Annotated in this window: 25 protein-coding genes, 1 tRNA gene and 1 other annotated feature; of the genes, 5 read left to right on the top strand and 21 right to left on the bottom strand. The window is 37.6% G+C overall.

Translation table 11 applies throughout. The features are described from left to right. Window positions 1-36: 36 nt before the first annotated feature. Window positions 37-251, bottom strand: a binding site (T-box leader). 291 nt (window positions 252-542) lie between these two features. The 7 genes from cls to IGJ52_RS02005 all read right to left on the bottom strand — a co-directional run bounded on the left by cls (window position 543) and on the right by IGJ52_RS02005 (window position 6,731). Beyond that, window positions 543-1,988, bottom strand: a complete 1,446-nt coding sequence (gene cls, locus IGJ52_RS02035; protein WP_002361214.1) for a cardiolipin synthase — start codon at window positions 1,986-1,988, stop codon at window positions 543-545. Between the two features lie 165 nt (window positions 1,989-2,153). After that, window positions 2,154-2,636, bottom strand: coding sequence for a VOC family protein (locus IGJ52_RS02030; protein ID WP_002382933.1), 483 nt, complete (start codon window positions 2,634-2,636; stop codon window positions 2,154-2,156). A 22-nt stretch (window positions 2,637-2,658) separates the two neighbouring features. Next, the gene (locus IGJ52_RS02025) at window positions 2,659-3,534 is read right to left on the bottom strand and encodes an aldo/keto reductase (RefSeq protein WP_289853673.1); all 876 of its coding nucleotides are present in this window, start codon (window positions 3,532-3,534) and stop codon (window positions 2,659-2,661) included. 277 nt (window positions 3,535-3,811) lie between these two features. Continuing rightward, a tRNA-Lys gene (locus tag IGJ52_RS02020) sits at window positions 3,812-3,885 on the bottom strand. An 81-nt stretch (window positions 3,886-3,966) separates the two neighbouring features. Further along, on the bottom strand, window positions 3,967-4,104 hold the full coding sequence (locus IGJ52_RS02015) for a hypothetical protein (protein WP_002383714.1): 138 nt from the start codon (window positions 4,102-4,104) through the stop codon (window positions 3,967-3,969). Between the two features lie 6 nt (window positions 4,105-4,110). Next, complete coding sequence (feoB, locus tag IGJ52_RS02010) at window positions 4,111-6,261, bottom strand: ferrous iron transport protein B (RefSeq protein WP_002355363.1); 2,151 nt, start codon at window positions 6,259-6,261, stop codon at window positions 4,111-4,113. Beyond that, window positions 6,258-6,731 (bottom strand): ferrous iron transport protein A, encoded by a 474-nt coding sequence (locus tag IGJ52_RS02005; protein WP_002355361.1) that lies wholly within the window; start codon window positions 6,729-6,731, stop codon window positions 6,258-6,260. Before IGJ52_RS02005 ends, feoB begins: the two co-directional genes overlap by 4 nt. Before the next feature lie 513 nt (window positions 6,732-7,244). On the opposite strand from IGJ52_RS02005, the gene IGJ52_RS02000 reads away from it, so the two are divergent. The 4 genes from IGJ52_RS02000 (at window position 7,245) to nrdF (ending at window position 11,154) form a co-directional block, all read left to right on the top strand. After that, on the top strand, window positions 7,245-7,469 hold the full coding sequence (locus IGJ52_RS02000; RefSeq protein WP_002355360.1) for a redoxin NrdH: 225 nt from the start codon (window positions 7,245-7,247) through the stop codon (window positions 7,467-7,469). Between the two features lies 1 nt (window position 7,470). Further along, window positions 7,471-7,848 (top strand): class Ib ribonucleoside-diphosphate reductase assembly flavoprotein NrdI, encoded by a 378-nt coding sequence (gene nrdI / locus IGJ52_RS01995; RefSeq protein ID WP_002355359.1) that lies wholly within the window; start codon window positions 7,471-7,473, stop codon window positions 7,846-7,848. Continuing rightward, a complete protein-coding gene (gene nrdE / locus IGJ52_RS01990) occupies window positions 7,829-9,988 on the top strand; it encodes a class 1b ribonucleoside-diphosphate reductase subunit alpha (RefSeq protein ID WP_002355358.1) in 2,160 nt (719 codons plus the stop codon). The genes nrdI and nrdE overlap by 20 nt, the downstream gene beginning before the upstream one ends. A gap of 200 nt (window positions 9,989-10,188) precedes the next feature. Continuing rightward, complete coding sequence (nrdF, locus tag IGJ52_RS01985; RefSeq protein WP_002355357.1) at window positions 10,189-11,154, top strand: class 1b ribonucleoside-diphosphate reductase subunit beta; 966 nt, start codon at window positions 10,189-10,191, stop codon at window positions 11,152-11,154. Between the two features lie 39 nt (window positions 11,155-11,193). Here the strand turns inward: nrdF and IGJ52_RS01980 are convergent, their stop codons facing one another. From IGJ52_RS01980 to IGJ52_RS01950, 7 genes are all read right to left on the bottom strand, one after another. Next, a complete protein-coding gene (locus IGJ52_RS01980) occupies window positions 11,194-12,480 on the bottom strand; it encodes a TPM domain-containing protein (protein ID WP_279259225.1) in 1,287 nt (428 codons plus the stop codon). Between the two features lie 45 nt (window positions 12,481-12,525). Further along, on the bottom strand, window positions 12,526-13,095 hold the full coding sequence (locus IGJ52_RS01975) for a LemA family protein (protein ID WP_002383709.1): 570 nt from the start codon (window positions 13,093-13,095) through the stop codon (window positions 12,526-12,528). A 299-nt stretch (window positions 13,096-13,394) separates the two neighbouring features. Beyond that, window positions 13,395-14,096 (bottom strand): MgtC/SapB family protein, encoded by a 702-nt coding sequence (locus tag IGJ52_RS01970; RefSeq protein ID WP_002355354.1) that lies wholly within the window; start codon window positions 14,094-14,096, stop codon window positions 13,395-13,397. Between the two features lie 95 nt (window positions 14,097-14,191). Beyond that, complete coding sequence (nagB, locus tag IGJ52_RS01965; protein WP_002355352.1) at window positions 14,192-14,893, bottom strand: glucosamine-6-phosphate deaminase; 702 nt, start codon at window positions 14,891-14,893, stop codon at window positions 14,192-14,194. Window positions 14,894-15,023: 130 nt separating this feature from the next. Then, complete coding sequence (locus IGJ52_RS01960; protein ID WP_438791858.1) at window positions 15,024-16,232, bottom strand: LCP family glycopolymer transferase; 1,209 nt, start codon at window positions 16,230-16,232, stop codon at window positions 15,024-15,026. A 149-nt stretch (window positions 16,233-16,381) separates the two neighbouring features. Further along, entirely contained in the window at window positions 16,382-17,362 is a 981-nt protein-coding gene (gene dapF / locus IGJ52_RS01955) for a diaminopimelate epimerase (RefSeq protein WP_002361202.1), read from the bottom strand. A gap of 147 nt (window positions 17,363-17,509) precedes the next feature. Further along, window positions 17,510-18,118, bottom strand: coding sequence for a superoxide dismutase (locus tag IGJ52_RS01950; RefSeq protein WP_010717463.1), 609 nt, complete (start codon window positions 18,116-18,118; stop codon window positions 17,510-17,512). A 193-nt stretch (window positions 18,119-18,311) separates the two neighbouring features. Here IGJ52_RS01950 and IGJ52_RS01945 point away from each other — a divergent pair, with 193 nt between their 5' ends. Next, the gene (locus tag IGJ52_RS01945; protein WP_002355344.1) at window positions 18,312-19,121 is read left to right on the top strand and encodes a DUF1189 domain-containing protein; all 810 of its coding nucleotides are present in this window, start codon (window positions 18,312-18,314) and stop codon (window positions 19,119-19,121) included. Between the two features lie 33 nt (window positions 19,122-19,154). Here the strand turns inward: IGJ52_RS01945 and IGJ52_RS01940 are convergent, their stop codons facing one another. Genes IGJ52_RS01940 through IGJ52_RS01910 form a run of 7 tightly spaced genes read right to left on the bottom strand, consistent with a single transcriptional unit; the run spans window position 19,155 to window position 24,480 of the window. Beyond that, window positions 19,155-19,574, bottom strand: a complete 420-nt coding sequence (locus IGJ52_RS01940; RefSeq protein ID WP_192445039.1) for a PTS sugar transporter subunit IIA — start codon at window positions 19,572-19,574, stop codon at window positions 19,155-19,157. Between the two features lie 9 nt (window positions 19,575-19,583). Continuing rightward, the gene (locus IGJ52_RS01935; protein WP_438791857.1) at window positions 19,584-20,573 is read right to left on the bottom strand and encodes a serine hydrolase domain-containing protein; all 990 of its coding nucleotides are present in this window, start codon (window positions 20,571-20,573) and stop codon (window positions 19,584-19,586) included. Between the two features lie 12 nt (window positions 20,574-20,585). Next, window positions 20,586-21,476 (bottom strand): N-acetylmuramic acid 6-phosphate etherase, encoded by an 891-nt coding sequence (murQ, locus tag IGJ52_RS01930; RefSeq protein WP_010717461.1) that lies wholly within the window; start codon window positions 21,474-21,476, stop codon window positions 20,586-20,588. Between the two features lie 14 nt (window positions 21,477-21,490). Then, the gene (locus IGJ52_RS01925) at window positions 21,491-22,342 is read right to left on the bottom strand and encodes a MurR/RpiR family transcriptional regulator (RefSeq protein ID WP_002355339.1); all 852 of its coding nucleotides are present in this window, start codon (window positions 22,340-22,342) and stop codon (window positions 21,491-21,493) included. A gap of 16 nt (window positions 22,343-22,358) precedes the next feature. Next, window positions 22,359-22,835: a PTS system mannose/fructose/N-acetylgalactosamine-transporter subunit IIB gene (locus IGJ52_RS01920; RefSeq protein ID WP_002355337.1), complete on the bottom strand. Its 477-nt coding sequence runs from the start codon at window positions 22,833-22,835 to the stop codon at window positions 22,359-22,361. 30 nt (window positions 22,836-22,865) lie between these two features. Further along, window positions 22,866-23,684 carry a PTS system mannose/fructose/sorbose family transporter subunit IID gene (locus tag IGJ52_RS01915; RefSeq protein WP_002355336.1) on the bottom strand — a complete coding sequence of 273 codons (819 nt, stop codon included), beginning with the start codon at window positions 23,682-23,684 and terminating at the stop codon, window positions 22,866-22,868. Beyond that, window positions 23,677-24,480: a PTS mannose/fructose/sorbose/N-acetylgalactosamine transporter subunit IIC gene (locus IGJ52_RS01910; protein ID WP_002358431.1), complete on the bottom strand. Its 804-nt coding sequence runs from the start codon at window positions 24,478-24,480 to the stop codon at window positions 23,677-23,679. The genes IGJ52_RS01915 and IGJ52_RS01910 overlap by 8 nt, the downstream gene beginning before the upstream one ends. Window positions 24,481-24,490 lie beyond the last annotated feature (10 nt).

The raw sequence follows: 24,490 nt of genomic DNA, 5'->3' as shown, positions 1-24,490 counted from the left end.
AAAAGAATACAAAAAATCCCTAAGCCGTCGAAACGACTTAGGGACGAATTTCTCGTGGTACCACCCAAATTTATACATAGTTTAGTTTATTTAAAATACTATATACCTCTTAACAAATAACGCTGTTACCCGTGCCCTGTAGGCAGAAGCTCAAGAATGTAATTCGATAAATAACGTGTACTAGTTTCCAGCGCCACTAGCTTTCTGTAACAGTGGTTATTTCTCTACTGCTTTTCTGTCATTGCTTTGTATTTAACTTGTACATGTAGCATATTCCTTTTCGTTTTTTTTGTCAACACTCTTTGCTTAATTTTTTTTACTTTTATAAAAGATGTCCCTTTTTCACAAAAATAAAATAACGAATTCACAATAAGATTTATTTATTTTAACAGCAACTACAGATAAAAAAATAACGAAAAAATTTAAAAAATATTCTTTTAAATTTTTTTGGCTTTTTTTGTGATTTTCTATACTTTTATAAAATTCCCGAAGAAAAATGACGAACTTCGGATCAGAAGTTCGTCATTTTGTGAAAAACAGTTTTAAAGAATTGGTGAGAATAATCGTGAAATTTGTTGTTTAAAAATCAACCATTTTGACATGTCGCGAACAACTTCTGGAGTCATTGTTGTACATTTTTTTCGATCTTCTAAGAAAATTGCTTCTAATTGATCAATGATTTTTTTATCATATAACACAGCATTTGCTTCAAAGTTTAATTTGTAACTTCGGATATCTTGATTGGCTGAACCTACTGTGCAGACTTCATCATCCATAATCATTGTTTTCGCATGTAAGAAACCACCGTTATAAATTAAAATTTCAATATTTTCTTTCATCAACAAGCGCCCGTAATACTGTGTTGCTCGATAAATAAACGGATGGTCGGGCTTATCTGGAATCATAATTTTAACATCTACTCCTGAAGCCGCAGCAACCTTTAAAGCCGCCAAGACACTATCATCAGGAACTAAATACGGCGTTTGAATCCAGACTCTTTTCTTGGCAGAAGTAATCAATTTAATAAAGGCCAATTTAATTTGTTCACGGTCACTATTAGGACCACTGGCAATCATCTGAATGGATGTATTTGCCTCTGGCACCAACGCTTCAAGTTTAAAGAAATAATCCAATTGATACGCCACACGATTTTTCTCAGGGGAAGAGACGTTCCAATCCATTAAAAAACGCATTTGCAGTAATGAGGCTGCTGGCCCTTGAATCCGTAAATGTGTATCCCGCCAATAGCCAAACTTTTTAGTCGTTCCGGCATATTGATCGGCAACATTAAAGCCGCCAATGTAGCCTACTTTCCCATCAATAACAACAATTTTCCGGTGATCATGATAATTCAAACGAAACTTCAAAAGTGCTTTTTGAGAAGTAATAAACGTTTGGACAAAACCGCCGTTTTTTTTCAATTCATTCAAATGATGAACCTTGGTGCCCTTTGAGCCAAAGGCATCGTAAAGCAACCGCACTTCAACCCCTTCAGCCGCCTTTTCTTCTAATAAGTTCAAAATTTTGGTACCGATATGATCCGTTACAAAGGCATAATATTCAATATGAATGGAGTGCTGAGCTTTTTTTATGTCCGCCATCAACGCATTGAATTTTTCCGTACCATCCGTAAAAATTTCAACATCATTTTTCTTAGTCAGAGGCATCCTATTTAACGAGGAAAAAAAGTCTGTAAACTGTTGTTGCTCCTCCGTCGGCATCTTTTGACTATAAAGTTCAAAACTTTCTTCTTGGAAGTTCTGAAAATTCTCTAATTCCCGTAAATCACTTTGTTGCAAATAAAATTTCTTTTTGTCGGTTAAACCGCGCCCAAAGAATAAATATAAGAAAAAACCAAAAACGGGTAGAGCAATCAGTACGAGTAGCCATGCCCAAATTGCTGCTACATCTCGAGGTTTTAACAAAATGGTAATTCCCGCAATAATTGCATTAATAAAATAAATAACTGTTAAGACGCTAAGAATCAATTGTCTTCCTCCTTTATTTGTTACGTTTTAGTATACCATCAATTACGGATTTGGAATATCTTTTCTTTAGCGACTTCTGTCTCAAAAAATAAAAAGAACCCCCATTCTAGTTAGTGATACTAGAATGAGGGGGTCTTTTTGATGTTTGTTTGAAAGTCCTTTAACTTAATTTCGTGTAAATGGACCTTTAGGAGCAATCAATTCTAAATTTGTACCATCTGGATCGGTAAAGTAAGCGACCCCTGTACCAAAACCGCTCTTCAAGCCATCTTCTTCTTGGAATGTAATCGGTTCTCCATCAGGTTCTACGCCAATCGCTCTTAAACGTGCAACAGCTGCATCAATATCTTCCACTTCGAAACACAGATGCATTGCACTAATTTGTTCGTTGGAATAAGAAGCTTTTTCTGATTTTGGTTTAACATATTCTAATAAATCAATATTGATGTTTTCTAGATGCACATTGGCATACTTGATTAATGTATCATCTAACCCTTGTGTTTGGGCCATCCGTTTTCCACCAATTTCATCACGATTTGCGATTTTTGTTCCTGTTAATGCTTCATAAAACTTTACTGATTCATCCAAATTACTGACTGTAATCCCCACGTGGTTGACTACTGAAAAACCTTTAACTGCTTCACTCATTGTATCTTCTCCTAGTTAATTTTTAGAAATCAAACGTGTCTGGATCTGGTCCCACACGTAACGATTCATTCAATTGGTTAATTTGCGCCATTTCTTCTGCACTTAGTTCAAAATCAAAGACCGCTGCATTGCTAATCATCCGTTCTTTGTGGACAGATTTCACGGTTAATAAGATATCTTGTTGAATATCCCAACGTAAAATCACTTGCGCTGCTGATTTATTATGGTTCTCAGCAATCGCCAAAATAGTTTCATTCGATAATAATTGACCTTGCATCAATGGTGACCAAGCTTGGACTTTGATATCATGTTTTTCACAGAAATCACGCACTTCTTTTTGATCCAATTTTGGATGTAGTTCCACTTGGTTAATTACCGGAACAACTTTTGCATAAGAAAGTAAATCTTCTAAATGATGAACTTGGAAGTTGCTGACACCAATCGCTTTCACTTTTCCTTCAGCATATAAAGTTTCTAAAGCTTGCCATGATTCTTTGTAATAATTATTTCCTGGCCAATGAATTAAATACAAATCTAAATAATCTAAACCTAAACGTTCCAAACTATCATTGAAAGCTTGAATTGTTTCATCATAGGAAATATGCGCGTTCCAAACTTTCGAGGTAACAAATAAGTCCTCACGGTTCAAACCAGTTGCCGCTAAGCCTGCTTTAATTCCCGCTCCTGTGCCAGATTCATTGCCATAGATTTGCGCTGTATCGATTAAACGATAACCATTGATAATCCCTTCTTCGACTACTTTTGCTGTCTCTTCATCTGGTATTTGGAATACTCCGAGACCCATTCCTGGAATTTTAGTGCCGTTGTTTAATGTTACTGTATCTGCTAGTGATGTAATCATTTGATTCGCTCCTTTAACGTTTTCTGATATCATCATATACCGTGCCGTACATGCTGCATAGTACGTACTTTTTCGTTTCATAGGAACCAAAAAGTGCGCTTTTTGTTAAATTCGCTTTTTTAGCCTGAAAAAATTTTAACTTTTTTATATAACGTACTTTCTCGCTCTTCTAAGCGTAGCATTCTTTAAATGATTTAACTAGTGTATCTCTCACGACACTCGACATTTTATGCAAAAAAAGAGAACGCGTACTCCGTCTTCGAAACGTCCTAAGACGCCGACAGAATACCGTTCTCGTGGGTTTGGCACCCAATGGGGGCATAGGGATTCGAACCCTAGACCCTCTGATTAAGAGTCAGATGCTCTAACCAACTGAGCTATGCCCCCGTTGTATAAAATGGCTTTTCAGCTACCTCAATATTGTAGCACTCCGCTATTATTTATACAAGAGGGAATTTTTTTCAGTTGTTATTCTTGTGAAGATTGTTCTTTTTTTACAGGACAAGCTGTTTGACAATCTTCACAACTTCGCCCTTTTTTGATTCGTCGATAGGTGATGATTCCTGCTGTTCCAAAAATTAAAATGGATAAAATAATTGTTGCCATCCGTTATTACCCTCTTTCTAAAGAAGTGATTGCTTGGACACTTTCTTTGCCTGGCTTTGGTTTTCTTATAAGGAAGTAAAATCCAGCTAAAACAACGCCCATCGCTAAAAAAGTCCCCAGAGTTAGTGTACCTTTTTCGACTAACACATGGCCCAATTGATAAATCACAAAACTAACCATATAAGCCAAACCGCATTGATAACCAATGGCTCCTAATGTCCATTTAAGGTCTCCCATTTCACGACGAATTGCGCCAATTGCAGCAAAACAAGGTGCACATAATAAGTTAAAAGTTAAGAACGAATAGGCCGCGACTGGCGTAAAAGTGTGTTGCAGTGCGCCCCAGACTTCTACCCCGTTTTCAGAAACATCTTTCACATTGCCAAATAAAATGCCTAAGGTACCAATAATATTTTCTTTCGCTATCAATCCTGTAATTGTGGCAACTGCCCCTTGCCAATTCCCCCAGCCTAATGGGATAAATAGCACCGCCAACCCTTTACCTAGAAATGCTAGAATACTTTGACTTTCTGGAACGGGTTGAAACGTCACAGAATAATGTGACATGAACCAAATGAGAATACTGGAAACAAAAATAATCGTTCCTGCTTTTTTTACAAATGAGCGACATCGTTCATAGGCATGTCGAACCACACTTCTAAGCTGTGGCAAATGATAGGCGGGAAGTTCCATAATAAATGGTGCTGGATCTCCCGAAAAATGCTTGGTCTTTTTTAAAGCAATCCCTGATAACACAATGGAAGCAACCCCTAAGAAATAAGCAGAGGGCGAAACCCAACTTTGGTTAGGAAAAAATGCACCTGCAATCAGAGCGATAATTGGCAACTTCGCCGAACACGGCATAAAAGTCGTGACCATAATAGTCATTCGCCGATCGCGTTCGTTTTCAATCGTTCGACTAGCCATCACGCCTGGGACCCCACAACCTGTCGCAATTAACATCGGAATAAATGACTTACCAGATAGGCCGAATTTCCGAAACAAGCGATCCATGACAAAGGCAATCCGTGCCATATAGCCACAATCTTCTAAAAAACCTAAACATAAAAACAGGACGGCCAGTTGTGGTAAAAAGCCTAACACAGCCCCAACACCTGCAATGATCCCATCTAAAATTAAACTTTGCATCCATGGCGCTACTTGCCATTGCGCCAACCAATTTCCTACAAATTGAGGAACCCATTCCCCAAAAAAGACATCATTTAACCAGTCTGTCCCCATTGTACCAACCGTTTGAATAGACAAGTAATAGACCAACCACATCACAAACGCAAAGATTGGCAACGCCAACCACCGATTGGTTACCACTCGGTCAATCTTATCACTGTGAGTAAATGTCATTTCTGTTTTTTTCGTCGCACACAAAGCAATTAATCGAGCAATAAAGGCATAGCGTTCATTGATGATAATCGCTTCACTTTCATCTTGAAAGATTTTTTCAGTAATTTGAATGACTTCTTCAATTTCTTTTTCTTGAAAAGAACTCAATAATAATTGCTCTTTGGTTCGAACATCTCGTTCAAAAAGTTTTAAACTATACCAACGCTGTTGCGTTTCAGGAACAGTATTCCCTAAAATATCAACAATTTCAGCAAGTGCTGCTTCTAAGCGATTATCATAAGAAGGATAAATAACCTCTGTCTCTATGGCATTCGCTCGCTGCTTACTTTGTTTTAAAGCATGATCCAACCCACGATTCTTCAAAGCACTAATCTCAACGACAGGCACGCCTAAGCCATAACTTAACTTTTCACTATTCAATGTTTGGCCGTTTTTTTCCAACAAATCCATCATGTTTAACGCACAAACAACCGGTAATCCGGTTTCAATTAATTGTGTTGTTAAATAAAGATTCCGTTCCAAATTGGTCACATCGAGAATATTCAAAATCACTGAAGGTTGGTCCTCCAAAAGATAATCTCGTGCTACAATTTCTTCAGGCGTATAAGGAGAAAGAGAGTAAATCCCTGGCAAATCTTGAATAATGAGTGTCTTATCTTTCTTTGCCACCCCCTCTTTGCGTTCCACAGTCACCCCTGGCCAGTTTCCAACATATTGGTTGGCTCCTGTTAACATATTGAACGTTGTCGTTTTACCGCTATTAGGGTTACCAGCTAGTGCAATTTGCTGAGTCATTCGCTTTCCTCCTTCTCAACCAAGATTAGTTCCGCTTCACTTTTTCGTAACGTTAGTTCGTAACCACGTACATTGATTTCAATTGGATCGGCTAAAGGAGCTACTTTACGAATAAAAATTACTGTTCCTTTTGTTAAGCCCATGTCCATCAACCGACGTTTCACCGCTCCTTGTCCGTGGATCCCTACTATTGTAGCGCGTTCTCCAACTTTCAAGGTATCTAAGGAGACCCAAACTTTCTCATTCGCCGAGCGCTCCTCCACATGAATCGCTTGTAAAATCGTATCTGTCAGCGCAATTCGACTATTATGTAATAAAACAATACCATTTTGATTCTGATAATTGACAAGGACAACTGCTTGGCCTGCAACGACACCTAAATTGTTCAGATGTTTCTTTGTCTGAACATCTGCTTGGACGCTTTCGACTGTATAGACTTTCCCAACTTCTGCCTGCGCTAACGTAATCATTTACTTCCCTCCATGTGAAAAAGTTTCAAACGAAAATGAGAATCGTTCTCAATTAAAAGAATACGCTTGCTTACACGGAAAGTCAATGAATTTCTGGATGTATCTCCTGTTTTCTTCTATTTTCCTTCTATATAGAGACACTTTTTTCAGGTTACCATTTTTGAAAAAAAGTCAGCTCTTGTTTTTTATGTTACTAGCTACTGTAAAATTCCACTCATTCAATAACAAATCCGCTTATTTTTTCTTCTTGTGCCTAACTCAAATGTCAACACAATATTTAGTGTTTTTTCACTAAATGTTCTCTTTCAAAATTTTAATTTTTTTGTTTGTCAAACACTGACCAATGTGTTTTTTCTCCCAAAAACGAGGATTCACGTGTTTTCATTTTTCTTTCAAAAACACAAAAACTAGTATTATGAGAAAAACGCACCACAATATATAGTGTTAAAGTGTTGACTTTTTTCTACATAGATTTATACTAGTCTATGTAGAAAAAAAGAGGAGGAACTTTCAATGAACGTAAAAATCTTTTCAAAAAATAACTGTATCCAATGTAAAATGGCGAAACGTTTCCTAAGTGAAAATAACATCGCTTTTGAAGAAATCAATATCGACGCACAACCAGATGCTATCGACTGGTTAAAAGAACAAGGGTTCCAAAGCGTACCGGTAATCACATCTGAAGCAACAACCGTTGTTGGCTTCCGTCCAGACCAATTAAAACAATTGGCTAGCTAAGATGAAACTTGTTTATTTTTCAGTCACCGGTCAAACAAGGCGCTTTATTAAAAAATTGGATTTGCCTGCTTATGAACTTGAGCCAGCGAATCCTTTTTTTGAAATAAATGAGCCTTTTATTCTTGTCATTCCTACCTATGATGCAGAAATTACAGAGGTAGTGAATGACTTTCTTGATTATAAAAGTAATCAAGAACTGTTAGTTGGTGTAGCTGGTGGGGGCAACCGTAATTTTGCTGAATTATTTGTCTATACCGCCAAAGATATTGCCCGCGATTATCACGTTCCGCTTCTATACTCCTTTGAGTTTAGCGGAACAGACGAAGACGTGGAGACCTTTAAGAAAGTAGTGGAAGAAATTGAGTCTAAAAGAAATTAAAGATGTCAGCTATTTCAAACTGAATAACGAGATTAACCGTCCTGTTGATGGTCAAATCCCTTTAAATAAAGATAAAGAAGCACTCGCGGCCTTCTTTAAAGAAAATGTAGAACCGAATACACGTAAATTCAGCTCTGCTGAAGAAAAAATCAACTTTTTAATGAAAGAAGATTTTATTGAAACTGAATTCATCGAAAAATATTCAATGGACTTTATTGAAAAATTATATGCTTTCTTAGATGAACAACATTTCCAATTCAAGTCTTTCATGGCGGCTTATAAATTTTATTCTCAATACGCTTTAAAGAACAACGCCGGAACAGAGTATTTAGAAACATATGAAGATCGGGTTGCCTTTAATGCCTTGTATTTTGCGGATGGCGATGAAGAGTTGGCTTTAACATTGGCGGATGAAATGATCCATCAACGGTATCAACCAGCCACACCTTCTTTCTTAAACGCTGGGCGTAAACGTCGAGGTGAATTGGTTTCTTGTTTCTTAGTTCAAGTAACAGATGATATGAATAGCATTGGGCGTTCAATTAATTCTGCCCTTCAATTATCACGAATCGGCGGTGGCGTAGGGATTACTCTTTCAAACTTACGTGAAGCGGGCGCACCAATCAAAGGTTATGATGGCGCAGCAAGTGGTGTTGTCCCTGTTATGAAATTATTTGAAGATAGCTTTAGCTACTCTAACCAACTAGGTCAACGTCAAGGTGCTGGTGTGGTTTATCTAAACGTCTTCCATCCAGATATTGAAATGTTCTTATCTGCTAAAAAAGAAAACGCTGATGAAAAAATCCGTGTAAAAACGTTGTCTCTTGGTGTTATTGTTCCAGATAAATTTTACGAATTAACACGTAACAACGAAGATATGTATTTATTTAGTCCTTATAGTGTGGAACGTGAATATGGTGTGCCTTATTCCTATGTAGATATCACCAAAGAATATGATAACCTAGTGGCCAATCCAAACATACGTAAACGTAAAATTAAAGCCCGTGACTTAGAAAATGAAATTTCTAAATTACAACAAGAATCTGGCTATCCTTATATCATCAATATTGATACAGCTAACAAAAACAATCCGATTGATGGCAAGATTATCATGAGTAACTTATGTTCTGAAATTCTTCAAGTTCAAACGCCTTCTGTTATTAATGGGAAACAAGAATATGAAGTTTTAGGAACAGATATTAGTTGTAACTTAGGTTCAACTAACATTGTTAATTTAATGGAAAGTCCTGACTTTGGAAAATCTGTCCGCGCTATGACGCGTGCGTTAACTTTTGTAACAGATGCTTCTGAAATTGATGTCGTGCCAACTATCCAAAATGGAAATCGTTTAAGCCATACAATCGGACTAGGCGCAATGGGCTTACACACCTTCTTCGCTAAAAATCATATGGAATACGGCTCTGAAGAATCATTAGACTTTACAGACATTTATTTCATGTTATTAAATTACTGGACTTTAATGGAAAGTAACCAAATTGCGAAAGAACGTAACCAAGTCTTCCACAATTTTGAAAAATCAGATTATGCTTCTGGTGCTTACTTCGATAAATATATTGAAGGCAACTTTACACCAAAATTTGATAAAGTGAAAGAAATTTTCAAAGACATTCAGATTCCAACGGCTGAAGATTGGGCTGCGTTACGTGATGCTGTGAAAAAAGATGGTCTTTATCATCAAAATCGTTTAGCCGTAGCGCCAAATGGTTCAATTTCATATATTAATGATACTAGTGCCAGCATTCATCCAATTACTCGCATGATTGAAGAACGTCAAGAGAAGAAAATTGGTAAGATTTACTATCCAGCGCCTTATTTAGCGAATGATACAATTCCTTACTATACTTCTGCTTACGACATGGATATGCGCAAAGTGATTGATGTCTACGCAACAGCGCAACAACACGTTGATCAAGGAATGAGTTTAACCTTGTTTATGCGTTCAGAAATTCCTGAAGGCTTGTATGAATGGAAAGAAACACCAAAACAAACAACCCGTGACTTGAACATTTTACGTCATTATGCGTTCAACAAAGGGATTAAATCAATTTACTATATTCGTACATTTACAGATGATGCTGAAGAAATTGGCAGCAATCAATGTGAGTCTTGCGTGATTTAATGAAAAGCACTTAAATAAGGCGTTCTGCTTGAGCGTCTTATTTTTTAGGAATGTTCTCTTTTTAAACAGGACATTTTCAGATATACTGGACAAAGAAGAACGGCTGCACGCTCCTATTTGGACTCTGTAGAACGTTTTAAGCGAAGAAACGAGACAACTAGTCAAACAGACTGCTGTCCCAGCATACAGGAGGAATAACCATGGCAACGTATTATGAAGCAATTAACTGGAACGCCATTGAAGACGTCATTGATAAATCCACTTGGGAAAAATTAACCGAACAATTTTGGTTAGATACACGGATTCCGTTATCCAATGACTTAGATGATTGGCGGACTCTTTCCGATTTAGAAAAAACTACTGTCGGCTACGTTTTTGGCGGTTTAACTTTATTAGATACCGTTCAATCAGAAAGCGGCATGGATCAACTGAGAAATGATGTGCGGACGCCCCATGAAGAAGCCGTCTTAAATAACATCCAATTCATGGAATCTGTCCATGCCAAAAGTTATTCTTCTATCTTCAGTACATTAAATACAAAAAAAGAGATTGATGATATTTTTGAGTGGACAAATACCAACAAACATCTGCAATATAAAGCAGAACGGATTAACGAAATTTATAAAAACGGTACTCCGTTAGAGAAAAAAATTGCTAGTGTATTTTTAGAAACGTTTTTATTCTATTCTGGGTTCTACACTCCTCTTTACTATTTAGGAAACAATAAACTAGCGAACGTCGCTGAAATTATTAAATTGATTATCCGTGATGAATCAGTGCACGGCACGTATATTGGCTATAAATTCCAATTAGGATTTAATGAATTACCAGAAGATGAGCAAGATAAACTAAAAGATTGGATGTATAATTTACTTTACGAATTGTACGAAAATGAAGAACGTTATACAGAAGAATTATATGATGACTTAGGTTGGACCGAAGAAGTAAAAACCTTTTTACGTTACAACGCCAACAAAGCTTTAATGAACTTAGGTATGGATCCCTTATTTGCGGATACAGCCAATGATGTGAACCCGATTGTAATGAATGGTATTTCGACAGGAACTAGCAACCATGACTTCTTCTCTCAAGTAGGAAATGGCTATTTACTAGGAACAGTTGAAGCCATGAAAGATGATGACTATCTTTACGGTTTAGATAAATAGCAAAAAGCTAGAAACGATCAACGTTTCTAGCTTTTTATTTTACCAACTTCCAGAGGCACCGCCACCGCCGAATGAGCCGCCACCGAATGAACCACCACTGCTGCTACCAGAACTACTATGATTAGACGGATTGTATTGTGAGTTTAAATAAGCATACGTCAAAACACTACCATCATAACTATATAAAGTATCTCCTACTAATAAACGCCCAAAAGATTGTTTTTTTGCATTTGGATATATACTTAGTAAAGAACCACGCTTAGTGGCACGTCTTATTTTCCCTTTTGTGGCAAATAACGTTGCTCCATTAAGATATAAACAATAAAAAGAAGTCTTTTTCATCTTATTTAATACTTTCTTTGTCTGTTCTGAGTTATTTAGGACAGCCTTTGTTGGTAAACAATTCAAATAATCTTGATACATTTTTTTAACAAGTTTTCTTGTTCTTAAAATTTGTAAAATATAAACAGCACAAATGAGCATCCCAGCAATACTTGCCATTAAAAGAACATTTCTTTTCGTTGTGTTAGTGTTTAACTCTGTTTGTATATTTGTTAATTCATTATCCACTTGTGCGGTTTTTGAATTGATTGCAGCCGATACTTGATCAATAATTTTATTGAGACCTGTATTATAATCCTCGTCTCTAAAAGCCTCTTTTACTTCTTCATTATTAATAATATCATCCGCATAGCTATCCGTTAAAATACTCTCTAAGCCATATCCAACTTCCAAGCGAGACTCGCGATCCTCAATTGCCATTAGAAAAACCACACCATTATTTTTTTCACGATCCCCTACACCTAATTGATTAGCAATCTTATTGCTGTAAGATTCAACAGATTCCCCACTAGGTAACGCAGGAACGGTAATAAGCATAAATTGTGCGCCATTCGCATTTTTCAACAATTGTTGATTCAATTGAAACATTTTCTGTTTAAGTTGATTTGAGACAATACCTGCATTATCTGAAACATAGATATTAGCATCATTAATGTTCAACTGCCCATTCGTTCCAGTAATTGTCACTAATTCATTTTCACCAGTTATTTCTTGTTTAGAAAAGTTATTTATTGTTGTCTGGGTTGACGCTTCAGTCATTTTCCCTGCTAAAATATCGTCTCTCTTTTTTTGTAAGACTTGTTGCTTCTCTCTCAGTGCAGTTTGTTTTGCTTCATAGGAGATTCCCTTTCCTTCATGCCAAGCAGCCATTCCTAATATTAAAATCATACTTAAACTAATTACCACAACAATCGTTGTATTCCGCTGATGCTTTTTATAAAACAAACGAACTTTTTCTTGAATTTTTTCGACTTTTTTATCCAACCTTCCTCACTTCTTTCTTTTTAACCCAAATTTTCTATAAATTTTTTATTTAAATTTTACTTGTGGCACTTCTTTTCCCTGCTCTGTCGCAACATAGTTAGTTTTCTTCTCAAATCCTAAAAGTTTTGCAATTATTTTATCAGGGAATTTTGAAATCTGTTGGTTATATGTTTCAACAGCTTGTATATAGTTACGGCGTTCAACAGAAATTCGATTTTCAGATCCTTCTAATTGAGTCATTAAGGTTTTGACATTTTCAGAAGAAGCTAACTTTGGGTAATTTTCATTCAATACTGTAACAAAATTACCTAATCCTTTTTCAATTTGCTCATTTGCTTGCCCTTTTTCAGAAGAAGATTTTGCTCCTGCGTATGCTTTACGTGCTTCCGTTATTTCTTTTAAAACTTCTTTTTCTTGAGTCATACTGCCTTGAACACTACTGACAAGATTCGGAATTAAATCAGCACGTCTTTGCATTACATTCTCTACTTGTGACCATTCTGCTTCGACTTTATTATCTAAAGTAATCAATTGATTATAAGCTTTCATCACAAATGCACCAATAATCACAACGACAACAACAATAATACTAAGAAATTTATTTTTTTTATTCATCTTACTTATCACCTTTCTTTCTAACTCGTAATACAATCATAACTCTTTTGTAATCTTTTTGAAATATTAAACTTAAAAAATCAGTCCTAGGTCCTAGAAGAAAAGAGCGTGGGACAAAAATCACTTTGGATTTTTGTTCCACGCTCAAAACTGATAAACGGCGGGAACAGAACCAACTCCTTCGGAAATAAGCCGAAATTCTCCAAAAATTAAAGAGCAATTTTCGGAAATTCCTTCTTATTTCTCGGAGCTAAACGGTTCTGTCCCGACCTCTTGTCATTAATTATAAATAGATGTTTCTACACATTAATCAATCGTAATTTTGTTACATTATTTGAAACAGATAGATCTTCGATAACATCGGCATACGTTAGGCCTTTAGGCAAATCAATAGTATAGATATTCGTATAGATTTTTGTATCATCCACCCAAGAAACATTGAAGTTCACATCATAAATTTCAATATGTTTTTCTTCAAAATACTGATTAATAAATTCTTTGGTTTCTTGTTTATGTTGATAGCGAATTTCTAATTTTTTGATTGTTGGTACGTGAATAATTCGTTTGACAATGGTTAAGGCAAATAATACACCGATAAAACTTGTTAAGGCAATCGTATAGTAGCCCATGCCCACCGCAATACCTAAACCAGCAACGGTCCATAGTGACGCGGCTGTCGTCAATCCTGTGACACTTTGTTTCGTTACAATGATGGTTCCAGCACCTAAAAAGCCGATTCCACTTACAACTTGTGCGATCAACCTTGCTTGATCTGAACGAATGACCCCCGTCAAAGCCGGATTAGCTAACGCATCTTTCAATGCATTGATTGCAATTTGCGACTGAATTAACGCAATAATAGCCGCGCCCATACAAACTAAAATGTGAGTCCGCATCCCTGCTGGGCGATTCTTATATTGTCTTTCAAAACCAATTGCGCCACCCATCACCATCGCTAGGACTAACCGTAAAATAATTTCTGGAATTGTTAGCTGTAACATCCTTTTCACCTCTTCTTCTATTACTTCCAGTATAACAAAAAAAGGACTTGAAACATAAGAAAATCCTTATATTTCAAGTCCTTTTTCATCAACGATTATAATTTACTTGCAGCTGCATCATCAATGATTACAACAACATCTTGATGGTTTTGTAATGCACTTGCTGGCATGTCTGTTGTTACTGGTCCGTCAATCATTCCTTTAATGGCCTCTGCTTTTGCTTCGCCATAAGCCATTAAAATCATTTTTTTACCTTTCATGATTGAGCCAATCCCCATAGAAACAGCACGTGTTGGGACATCTTCTACTTTGTCAAAATAACGTTTATTTGCGTTGATTGTTGATTCAGTCAACTCAACGACATGTGTTAAGCTATCTAGAGGTGTGCCTGGTTCGTTGAAACCAATGTGTCCATTTTGACCAATACCTAAGATTTGGATATCTACTGGATGTGCATCGATAATTTTTTCATATTCTGCGGAAGCAGCATCTAAATCTTCTGCTTTACCATTTGGTACAAATGTTTCTTTAAATGGTTTTTTGTCAAATAAGTGTTTGTTCATGAAATAACGGTAACTTTGCTCATCTTCGCCACCTAAACCAACATATTCATCTAAGTTTACAGAAGTCATTTCTGTAAAGTCGACATCACTTGCTGTCATTTCTTTATATAATGTTTCTGGTGTACTACCTGTTGCTAAGCCTAAAACTTTCGCACCATTGTTCATACCTTCTTTAATTAATTCAAACGCTTTTTTGCCGCCTTCTTCTGCATTTGCTACACGGATAATTTGCATTTTGACACGCTCCTTACGGTTTATTTTGGTATAGTCCAATTATAACACCTTCTGAAAAAAATTTCTAGAATAAAAGAAAAAAACTTCTATTTCCCATCAGAAATAGAAGTTTTCGAGCTTGTTTAACAGATTAATATTGTGGTGCGTTGGGATCCACATACGTATTTGGATCAGCATAAGCGTTTGGATCTGTGTACGCATTTGGGTCAACGTACGTATTCGGATCGTAGGCTCCTTCTGCTGCTTGTTGCGTATTGCCGTTGTATTCTGTTTGTCCGGCTGTGGTGTCCGCTGTGCTACTCGAACTAGTAGAGCTATTGGCACTTGAAGCACCAGATTCACCAATCAGTGCAGTATCTGTAACAGCATAGCTAAACTGATTATAAAAGGCTAAATCTTTTTCACGTTCAGAAGCATGTTCTTTTAAACCAAGTTGTTTTCTAAGCGTTGTTTGTGTTTTGTATAAGCTATTTGGATCTAGGACTTGATAATAAATATCATCAATAGTTGCACTGTATCCTTGTAATTGTTCAGAGTCAATTGTTTTAAAGGCAGACAAATATTTTGATTGGATGTCCATCATGTCATCCCAAGTTAAGTCTGTTTTTACGTTGGCTTCAACAGCATCAAGAATTTTTCGATATTTTGAAACACCATCAAAACTCATGACTTTGCGCACTATTTTCTCAACAACTTCTCGTTGGCGGCGTTGACGACCCACATCTCCTTCAGGATCTTCGTGACGCATCCGCGCATAAGCCAAACCTGTCGTGCCATCTAACTTGATTTTACCTGCTGGAACAGTAATACCGTCCAACGTAAATTCACCAATCGTATTATCTACTTCAATACCGCCTACCGCATCAATCAGGTCTTTTAACCCTTTCATATTGATGGATACATAGTGATGGATGGGAATATCCAGTAATTCTTGGACTGTATTAATCGCCATTTCGGCGCCACCAAATGCATAGGCATGGTTCAATTTGTCTTGTGTGTCATTTCCAACAATATCTGTTAGAATATCTCTATCCAAACTGATCATTGTGGACTTGTTTTCTTTCGGGTTGATGGTTACAACCATTGTAGTATCTGAACGACCTTGTTCTGTTCGGCCTAAATCGCCTGTGTCAATCCCCATTAAAAGAACAGAGAATGGTTCTTGCGCATCAATATTGGCCGTGGCTCCTTTATTGGACTTACGGTTAACTGATTGATAGATCCCATTAATTGTTGAATTGGCATCTGAATACATCTTAATCCCGTAAGCACATACCCCAGCTACTACCACTAGCAAGACGCTCAAGAAGCCCAGTACTACTTTTTTCCATAGTTTCATAAGACACTTCCTCGTTTATCTAAGAATAATTCTTAATTCATGCCCTTTATTTTCTCATAGTTTGCTTATTCAAGCAATATTTTTTATTTTTTGGAACAAGAACTTAACACAATTGTAAAATAAAAGAGCGCTTTATCAAGGAACAATTGTTATTTTTGAGAAAGTGTTTGCAGAAATTCTTGATAATGTTTCTGTTCATTCGTTTCAGTGATAGTTATTTTCTCAAATGCACCATTTAGTAAATCAGTCAGTGATCCTTCAATCAAATGCGTAATCGTGGCATTCCCAATTAATTCCATCCAATAACTGCCATCTGACGTTTCGTGGACGACTGTTTTCACCATACCTCCAGCATTTTTGACGGTTATTTCTTCATAAAAAACACCATCTTTCAATAACGTATAAAGTAAACTACTTGCGCACATAGCTGTCCCACAAGCACTTGTAAAACCTACACCACGTTCATACGTTCGAACAAATAGTTGATTTTTGCCAAGAATTTCAACAAAACTCACATTTATCCCTTCTGGAAAATATGGATTTTCATTATTTACATAGGTAGCGATTCGTTCAAATTCTGGCCCATTTAAGGTTTCATGATCCACAAATGCTACAAGGTGCGGATTAGGCACTGCTACCGCTGTAAAGCGAATGGTGTTAGATAAGGCTGGTACGATTTCATCAATTAATGTTTGGACCCCTAAATGCATTGGGATAGTGACTGCTTCAAAACTTACTGGCGAAATTTCCACTTGGTAAGTCGCTACTTCTTCAGCTAAATTGGGGGCTTGACGTACTTTCAAATCTGCAAACATTGTTTCAACTGTAAATGATTTTTCTTGGTTTTTTTCAGCTAAATAACGGGCAACCGTACGCAAGCCGTTCCCGCACATGCTTGCTTCACTACCATCGCTGTTAATCACTCGCATTCTAGCATTGGACGTGCCGTGAGTCCCTTCTCCTACCAAAAGTAACCCATCTGCTCCCGCCAATAATCCTGTTTCCCGCGAACATAACTGGATGCGCAATTGCTCAATTTCCTCAGCGGTTAAAGAACGCTCAAACTGTGTCTCATCCAATAAAAAGAAATCATTTTCTGACCCGTGTACTTTTTGCATCATAACATTCATTTTTTTAGCTCCTTCTTTATGTATCCGTTATCTTTCCCTACTTACTTTAGTATGCCATAAACGAACAACTATTTCGACCCTGGATTTGTAAAAGGAAAGAGTCAAATGACAGCCGTCATTTGACTCTTTCCTTCACAATTGGCAAACTTATTTTGCTGCTGCAAAAAGTTCGTTTACTTTATCCCAGTTAACAACGTTCCAGAATGCTTCAATGTAATCTGGACGAACGTTTTTATATTTTAAGTAATACGCATGTTCCCAAACGTCAAGACCTAAAACAGGTGTTTGACCATCCATTAATGGTGAATCTTGGTTTGGTGTTGAAGTGATTTCTAATTTACCGTTATTCACAACTAACCAAGCCCAACCTGAACCAAAGCGGCCAGTTGCAGCTGTTTTGAAAGCAGCTTTCATTTCATCAAAGCTACCAAATGTTTCATCGATTGCTTCTTTAATAGCGCCAGTTGGTTGACCACCAGCATTTGGTGCCATAATTTCCCAGAAGAATGTATGGTTTGCGTGGCCGCCACCATTGTTACGAACGGCTGTGCGGATATCTTCAGGAATAACATTCATATCTGAAATTAGGTCTTCTACAGATTTTTCGCCTAATTCTGGATGTTTTTCAATCGCTGCGTTTAAGTTAGTCACATAAGTGTTGTGGTGTTTATCATGGTGTAAGTGCATTGTTTCCACGTCAATGTAAGGTTCTAATGCATCATAAGCATATGGTAATTCTGGTAATGTGTAAGTCATTTTTTAAATCCCCCTATTTTTTAGTATGTAACATACGTCTTTCATACAACTATTATGATAACAGAGTGAACCGCTTTCTACAAAATAGTTTGCTTGCCAAAAGAAAAGTTTTACAAAAGAGGGAGATTACCTTGTGTTTCCCTCATAAATTCGCTAGAATGACCTGTAGAAGAACGATGTGAGGAGTAAATAAATGAATACATTGCAATTATTTAAGCAGGCCTTTTTTTCAGTTTCAGAATTACGGCATGCGAAAAAAATGGCGTTTTGGAAAGTAATTCTCTATGCTGTTTTTTTAAGTGCTATTTTAGCACTACCTATTACCAAACAAGTCTTTTCTGTGCTACAAGAGGTGCAACAAGATGGCCAAAAAATTGCAGAAAAGTTGCCTGACTTTTCTATTGAAAATGGCACGTTGCAAACAAAGGCCAAAGAATCTGGCTTTATTTATCAAACCGACTCGATTATTTTTACGTTTGATCCAGATGGAAAGCGTACAGCCGCTGATGTCCAAAAAGATTTAATTGGTAATGCGTTTGGTTTGGCTTTTTTACAAGATGAATTTGTAGTCGCCTTACCAAATTCAGGCGCAACTGAATCAATTCTAGGCACCGACCAATTTATCTTCCCCTATAGTAAAGGAACCTTAGATGGCGTTAACGCTCAGAGTATCAAGACTGCGCTAAGTGAAGCAGCGATCCCCTGGTGGACAAAACTTATTGTCTTTTTAGTGGCTATCTACCCTGTTCTAATCGGTTTAGTTTTAGACTTACTGATTGCCGCTATCGGTGCATCTCTCTATTCAAAATTACGTTTTTATTCTTTACGTTTGATTGATTGTTTAAAAATTATTACGTATTGTGCTACCGTGCCAGTTATCTTAAGTGCTATTTTAAACTTCGTAAATCCGATGTTTAACGATGGCATCCTAGTTATTTTACTGAGTCTATTCTTTTTCTTTGTCACAACCAAAAACGAACCACGGAATATCCCTGGTTCTTAAAAAAGGTGTTGTCTTTGAGACAACACCTTTTTGCTATTCTTCAAATTCTTCTTCATCTGTTAATTCAGGTAAGTCAATCGTGGTCACCGCAGATTGGCCAATTTGCGTTAAATATGCAGCTAATTCATCCACATTTTCCACAGGTGACACGGCTGCTTCAATTGCCATTGCTAAATTAAGTCCGGCGACCACTCGCAATTGCGGATAAGTGCCCATGGCCATCATAGCCACATTACAAGGTGTTCCTCCTTTTAAGTCAGCTAATACAAGCGTCGGGACATCGCCAGCTTCTTTTAAGATTGCTGTCAGTTTTGCTTGCGTGCCGCTCAAGCCATCTTCTGCGGTCATTGACACAATCGCAGCATCTGCTAATTCCCCGACAATCATTTGAGTAGAAGCTAAGGTTTCTTCTGCCATCCGTCCATGGCTCATTAAAATTAATTTTGGTTTCATCATTTCCTCCTAAAAATACTGCTGATAAATTTTTGTTCGTGCTTTCAGAAAGCCACGTTCTTCACGAGTGGGATGAATCCGATTCGTCAACAAAATTAGGGCTTCTTTGGTCTCTTTTTTCATACCAATCGCCGTTCCAGTAAAGCCAGTATGATACAAATAGTCTGCCCCTGCTTGCGTCTTTTTCACTTCCCAACCAAATGTACGTCCCCCTTGGTTCATAGACCAGAGAGCATCGAACATTTTTTCAGAAAATAATGGTTTGCCAGACGGGTAGCGATTGTTCATAAAACACTGAACAAAAGTGAGTAAATCTGGTAAAGTTGCAAATAAACCTGCACTGCCAATTGGCGCTTTTAGTTGATAGGCTTTCGAATCGTGGACCACTCCCTGAATAACGCCGCGTTGTTTTGTAATCTCTGTGGGCACTGCCTGGGCAAAATCGCTGACCGTAAAACTTGTATGCTGTAGGTTCATTGGTTGAAATACGTATGTTTGAAAGCTCTCTTCTAATGAGCAGCGATCCAATACTTGAATAATTTCTCCCAATAAGTAATACCCTAAATCAGAATAAATGGTTTTCCCTCGTTCAGATAACGAATGCGTCAAAATGATTTCTTGCAAGCTTTTTTTTGTGACATTTTTCTTATCAGCAACATCAGCTGGCAGTCCGCTCTGATGCAGTAGAAGCTCCCCTATCGAACAAGATAGCCCTTGATAAGCAGATAGGATTTCCCCCACAGTGGTTGAAAAAGCAAGCTGATTTGTATCGATTAATTGTAACATTCGATTTGTTGTCCCAATAACTTTCGTTAAGGACGCTAAATCATACAGGCTAGCTGATGAAACCTTTTGTCTTGCAAATGGACCAGTATTACCTAAAAAGCCCGTATACTGTTCTGATAAGCTATCTTCTGTGATCGTCCCCCAAGCGACACCCGGAACGATTTGCTGATTAATCAGTCTCTGAATTGTTTCTTGAATTGCGATTTGATTCATTGTTCACCACTTCTATGCTAAAACTTCTGAAATCCGTCCGTCATGTTCTGCTAATAGTTGTTTGGCTTTTTGAAAATCAACGTGGGCTTTCGCCATTACAATAGCTGGTGCCACTTCTAGCTGCGCTGCCTCCAAATATTCTTTGGCTTGCGATTCCTCGATTTCTGCTGCTTCTTTAATGATATTCGTGGCACGTTGCATTAATTTTTCGTTCGTTGGTTGTACGTTGACCATCAAATTTTGATAGATATTCCCTACTTTAACCATAATCCCTGTTGAAAACATATTTAACACCATTTTCTGTGCTGAACCCGCTTTCATTCTAGTTGACCCTGTAATGACTTCCGGTCCGACAATTGGCGCAATCCCAATTTCCGCCAATTGATTCATCGGACTTTGATTATTACAGGTCACTGAGATGGTTAGAGCGCCCACTTTTTTTCCGTATTCAATTGCAGAAACGGCATATGGTGTCCGACCACTAGCAGCAATCGCAATTACAACATCTTGGGCGGTCAATTGATGTTGCGTTAAATCTTCGATGGCTAATTCTTTCGAGTCTTCAGCGCCTTCAATTGCTTGATACATTGCTTTTTCACCACCAGCTAAAATACCAAATGCGCGTTCTGGCGACACACTATATGTGGGCGTTAATTCAATCGCATCCAAAGCACCTAAACGTCCAGACGTTCCTGCACCACAATAGATTAAACGGCCCCCTTTTTTAAATCGTTCTGCCGCTGCATCAATTGCTGCAGCAATCTGCGGAAGCACCTTTTCAATTGCTTGTGCTACCTTTTGGTCTTCTTGATTTATTAAAGTCACCATCTCTAATGTTGACACTTGGTCAATCTTTTTAGTCGCTTCATTTCTGGCTTCTGTCGTTAATCCTTCTAAGTTCATTTGCTTGCACACCCCTACTTCTCTTTTAGACGGCTGACAAGTTGACTCGTTTCAATCATATTACGTTCAATTTCTGTGTCTAAATCATCTTGAATTGAACCTAAATACAGAACATCGCCAATTGCCATTGACGAAGCAATCGATGAAATAGCCCCAACTCGAATGAGGTGCTCATTATTGGGGACTAAAAGAACTTCATCGCTCAATGATCGCACGTTTTCTCCATCGTTACTGGTAATAAAAATAACCGTTGCGCCTCTATTTTTGGCAATTTCACAGGCAATTAAGGCTTCTTTTGTCAAACCACTATAGGAGACCGTGATCAAAATGTCTTGTGCCGTTGCATAATTTAAAAACTCCAACATCATGTGACTATCATAATTAAAAATTGCTTGGCGACCAGCGCGGTTAAACTTGTGATAAAGATTATAAGTCGTTAAAGAAGAGGCACCAATTCCAACCAAATGAATTTTTTCCGCTTTTTTAACATGCGCGATTGCTCGTTCCAAGGCTTGTTTATCCACTGTATAAAACAAATCCTCAATCGTAGCATTTAATAAAGATTCCACTTTCATACAAATAGTATCCACCGAATCATCTGCCGCTACAATTGGATCAATATCTTTTTTACCGTTACTGGCAGCTTGTACCGCTGCAATGGATAGTTTTAACTCTTCCCAGCTGTCAAATCCTAATTGTTTAGAAAAACGGGTAACTGACGCTGGAGAAGTTTCGCTATTGCTAGCAATTTCGTTTGCTGTTAATGAGAGAAGACGGGTCGGATCCTTCAGTATATAGTCTGCGATTCTCTTATTTACTTTGGAAAAGTCCTTATATTTTTGTCTGATTGAACGGATTGGCTCCATCTTCTCATCTCCATTTCTATTTTATGAAAGTTAAAATTGCTTCGTTTGGTTCAGAAGGGATCATCTGTGCGGTAATAGTCACCCCATTATCTGTTAAACGACGAACGGTTTGAATATCTTCATCGGTTAATGCAACAGATTTTTTAATTGCTCGACTGCCTTCTTTTTGAGAAATATTGCCGACATTGAAGCTCTGTAACGGAACACCGCCATCAATTAAAGCCGCCATGTCTGCAATGTCTTTCGTAATTAAAAAGACTTTTTCTTCATCATAATTGCCTGCTAAAATTTTTTCAATCGCTTTACGTTTTGATAAAATGGATAATTTAACTCCTGCAGGCTTAGCCATTTTTAAGGCACCAATTTGTAATTGATCTTTGACCGCGGCATCATTTACTACCATGATTCTTTGTGCGCCAACCGTATTCGTCCAAACAGTTGCAACTTGTCCGTGAATTAAACGCTCATCTACTCTTGCATGTACAATTGTCATAATAAATCTCTCCTATTATATACTATTTTTTTAAAATAAACCGCCAACCCAAGCCAACATTGGTTGTAAATTGCCTAAAACCATGCCAATTAAAATTAAAACAAAGATTAGCCGTGTTGAATTCATTTTCTTTTTCCCTAGTAACCAATAGGATAAAAGAACAATCCCTAAAGGAATTAATGCGGGTAAAATTTTATCCAACATTTCTTGAACAGATAATGTTACATCTCCCATTTTATAAGTTAAATCTAATTTGTAAGTAATTACCGAAGGAATCAAACCGCCGACCACCGTTAAACCTAAAATAGCTGCACCTTGCGTAAACAATTTCATTTTATCCGCAAATTCTGTCGCAATTTTTTTCCCTTGATGGTAACCAATCCAAGTGAATTTATAGCGAACCCATAAGACCACTGCTCCGGCAATTAACGGGATCAGTAACCCAACAACCTGGCCCCCTTGCGCCATGTAAGCTGCAATCGAAAAAACAATCGCACGATAAATCGCGATAAAAATGGTATCACCAACACCAGCAAACGGACCCATTAGACCTGTTTTCAAGCCAGTAATGGCCGTTTCATCTTCAATGCCAACTTCTTCTTCTAAAGCCATATCAGCTCCGACAATTAAATGTGACATGGCTGGCGTCGTATTCATAAAGCCAAGATGTGTCTTCAAGGCTTTCTTCATAGCTACTGGATCTTCACTGTATAGTCGCTTTAATGCAGGCATCATCACCCAAGCGTAACCAAGTCCTTGCATTTTTTCATAGTTCCAGCCCCACTGATAGCCAAAAAGATTACGGACGTAAACTTTATTAATATCCTTTTTTGTTAATTTGTTAGTCATCAATCTCAACCTCCTCATCATCTTCGTAAATAACCGTGCCACTTGTTGTAGCTGCGCCGCCTTTGTTATGATTCATCACATAAATCGCTGCTAAAGCCAAGCCAACCAGTGCGACACCTAAAACTGAGAAGAATTGGGCCCCATAAGCAAGTAACACGAACCCAATAATAAAATAAGGCCAGTATGTTTTAATTGGCAAGTAACGCATTAAAATAGCAATCCCCATCGCTGGTAAAATAGCACCTGCTGCTTTTAACCCATTCATCACCCAAATAGGAATCCAATTATTGATAGCGTTTACAACTTGTTCACCAAAAGCTAGGCCAATAAAAACTGGGATGACACGAGAAATCGTCCAAGGAAAAATTCCTAAAACATTGCAGCGCTCGACCCCTTTATAATTGCCTTCTTCCGCATAGCGATCTGCTTTGTGTTGGAAAAACGTATTAGCCATTCTGCCTAAAATATCTAGTTGTGTTAATAATAACCCAATTGGAACCGCAACTCCGATACCATACTCTGCCCCTTTCCCTGAAATGATTGCATAAGCCGTTCCCATAATGGCCCCTGAAAGAAAGTCTGGGACTGTTGCTCCTCCATAAGTCGCTACACCTAATGTCATCAATTGAAGCGTTGCCCCAATCATCAAACCTGTTTGAACATCCCCTAAGACTAGGCCAGTAAACGTTGCAGCAAACAATGGTGTATATGGACCAATCTGAATAGAAATTTGGTCAAGTACACCAACAACTGTGTAAAGACATAAAATCAAAATAATACCAATCGATACTGTCATGCTTTCTCAT

This window comes from Enterococcus sp. DIV1758 (assembly GCF_051711985.1).
Classification (GTDB): domain Bacteria; phylum Bacillota; class Bacilli; order Lactobacillales; family Enterococcaceae; genus Enterococcus; species Enterococcus faecalis.
Note: the sequence above shows the minus strand (reverse complement) of the source record. Positions and strands in the feature narration are given on the sequence as shown.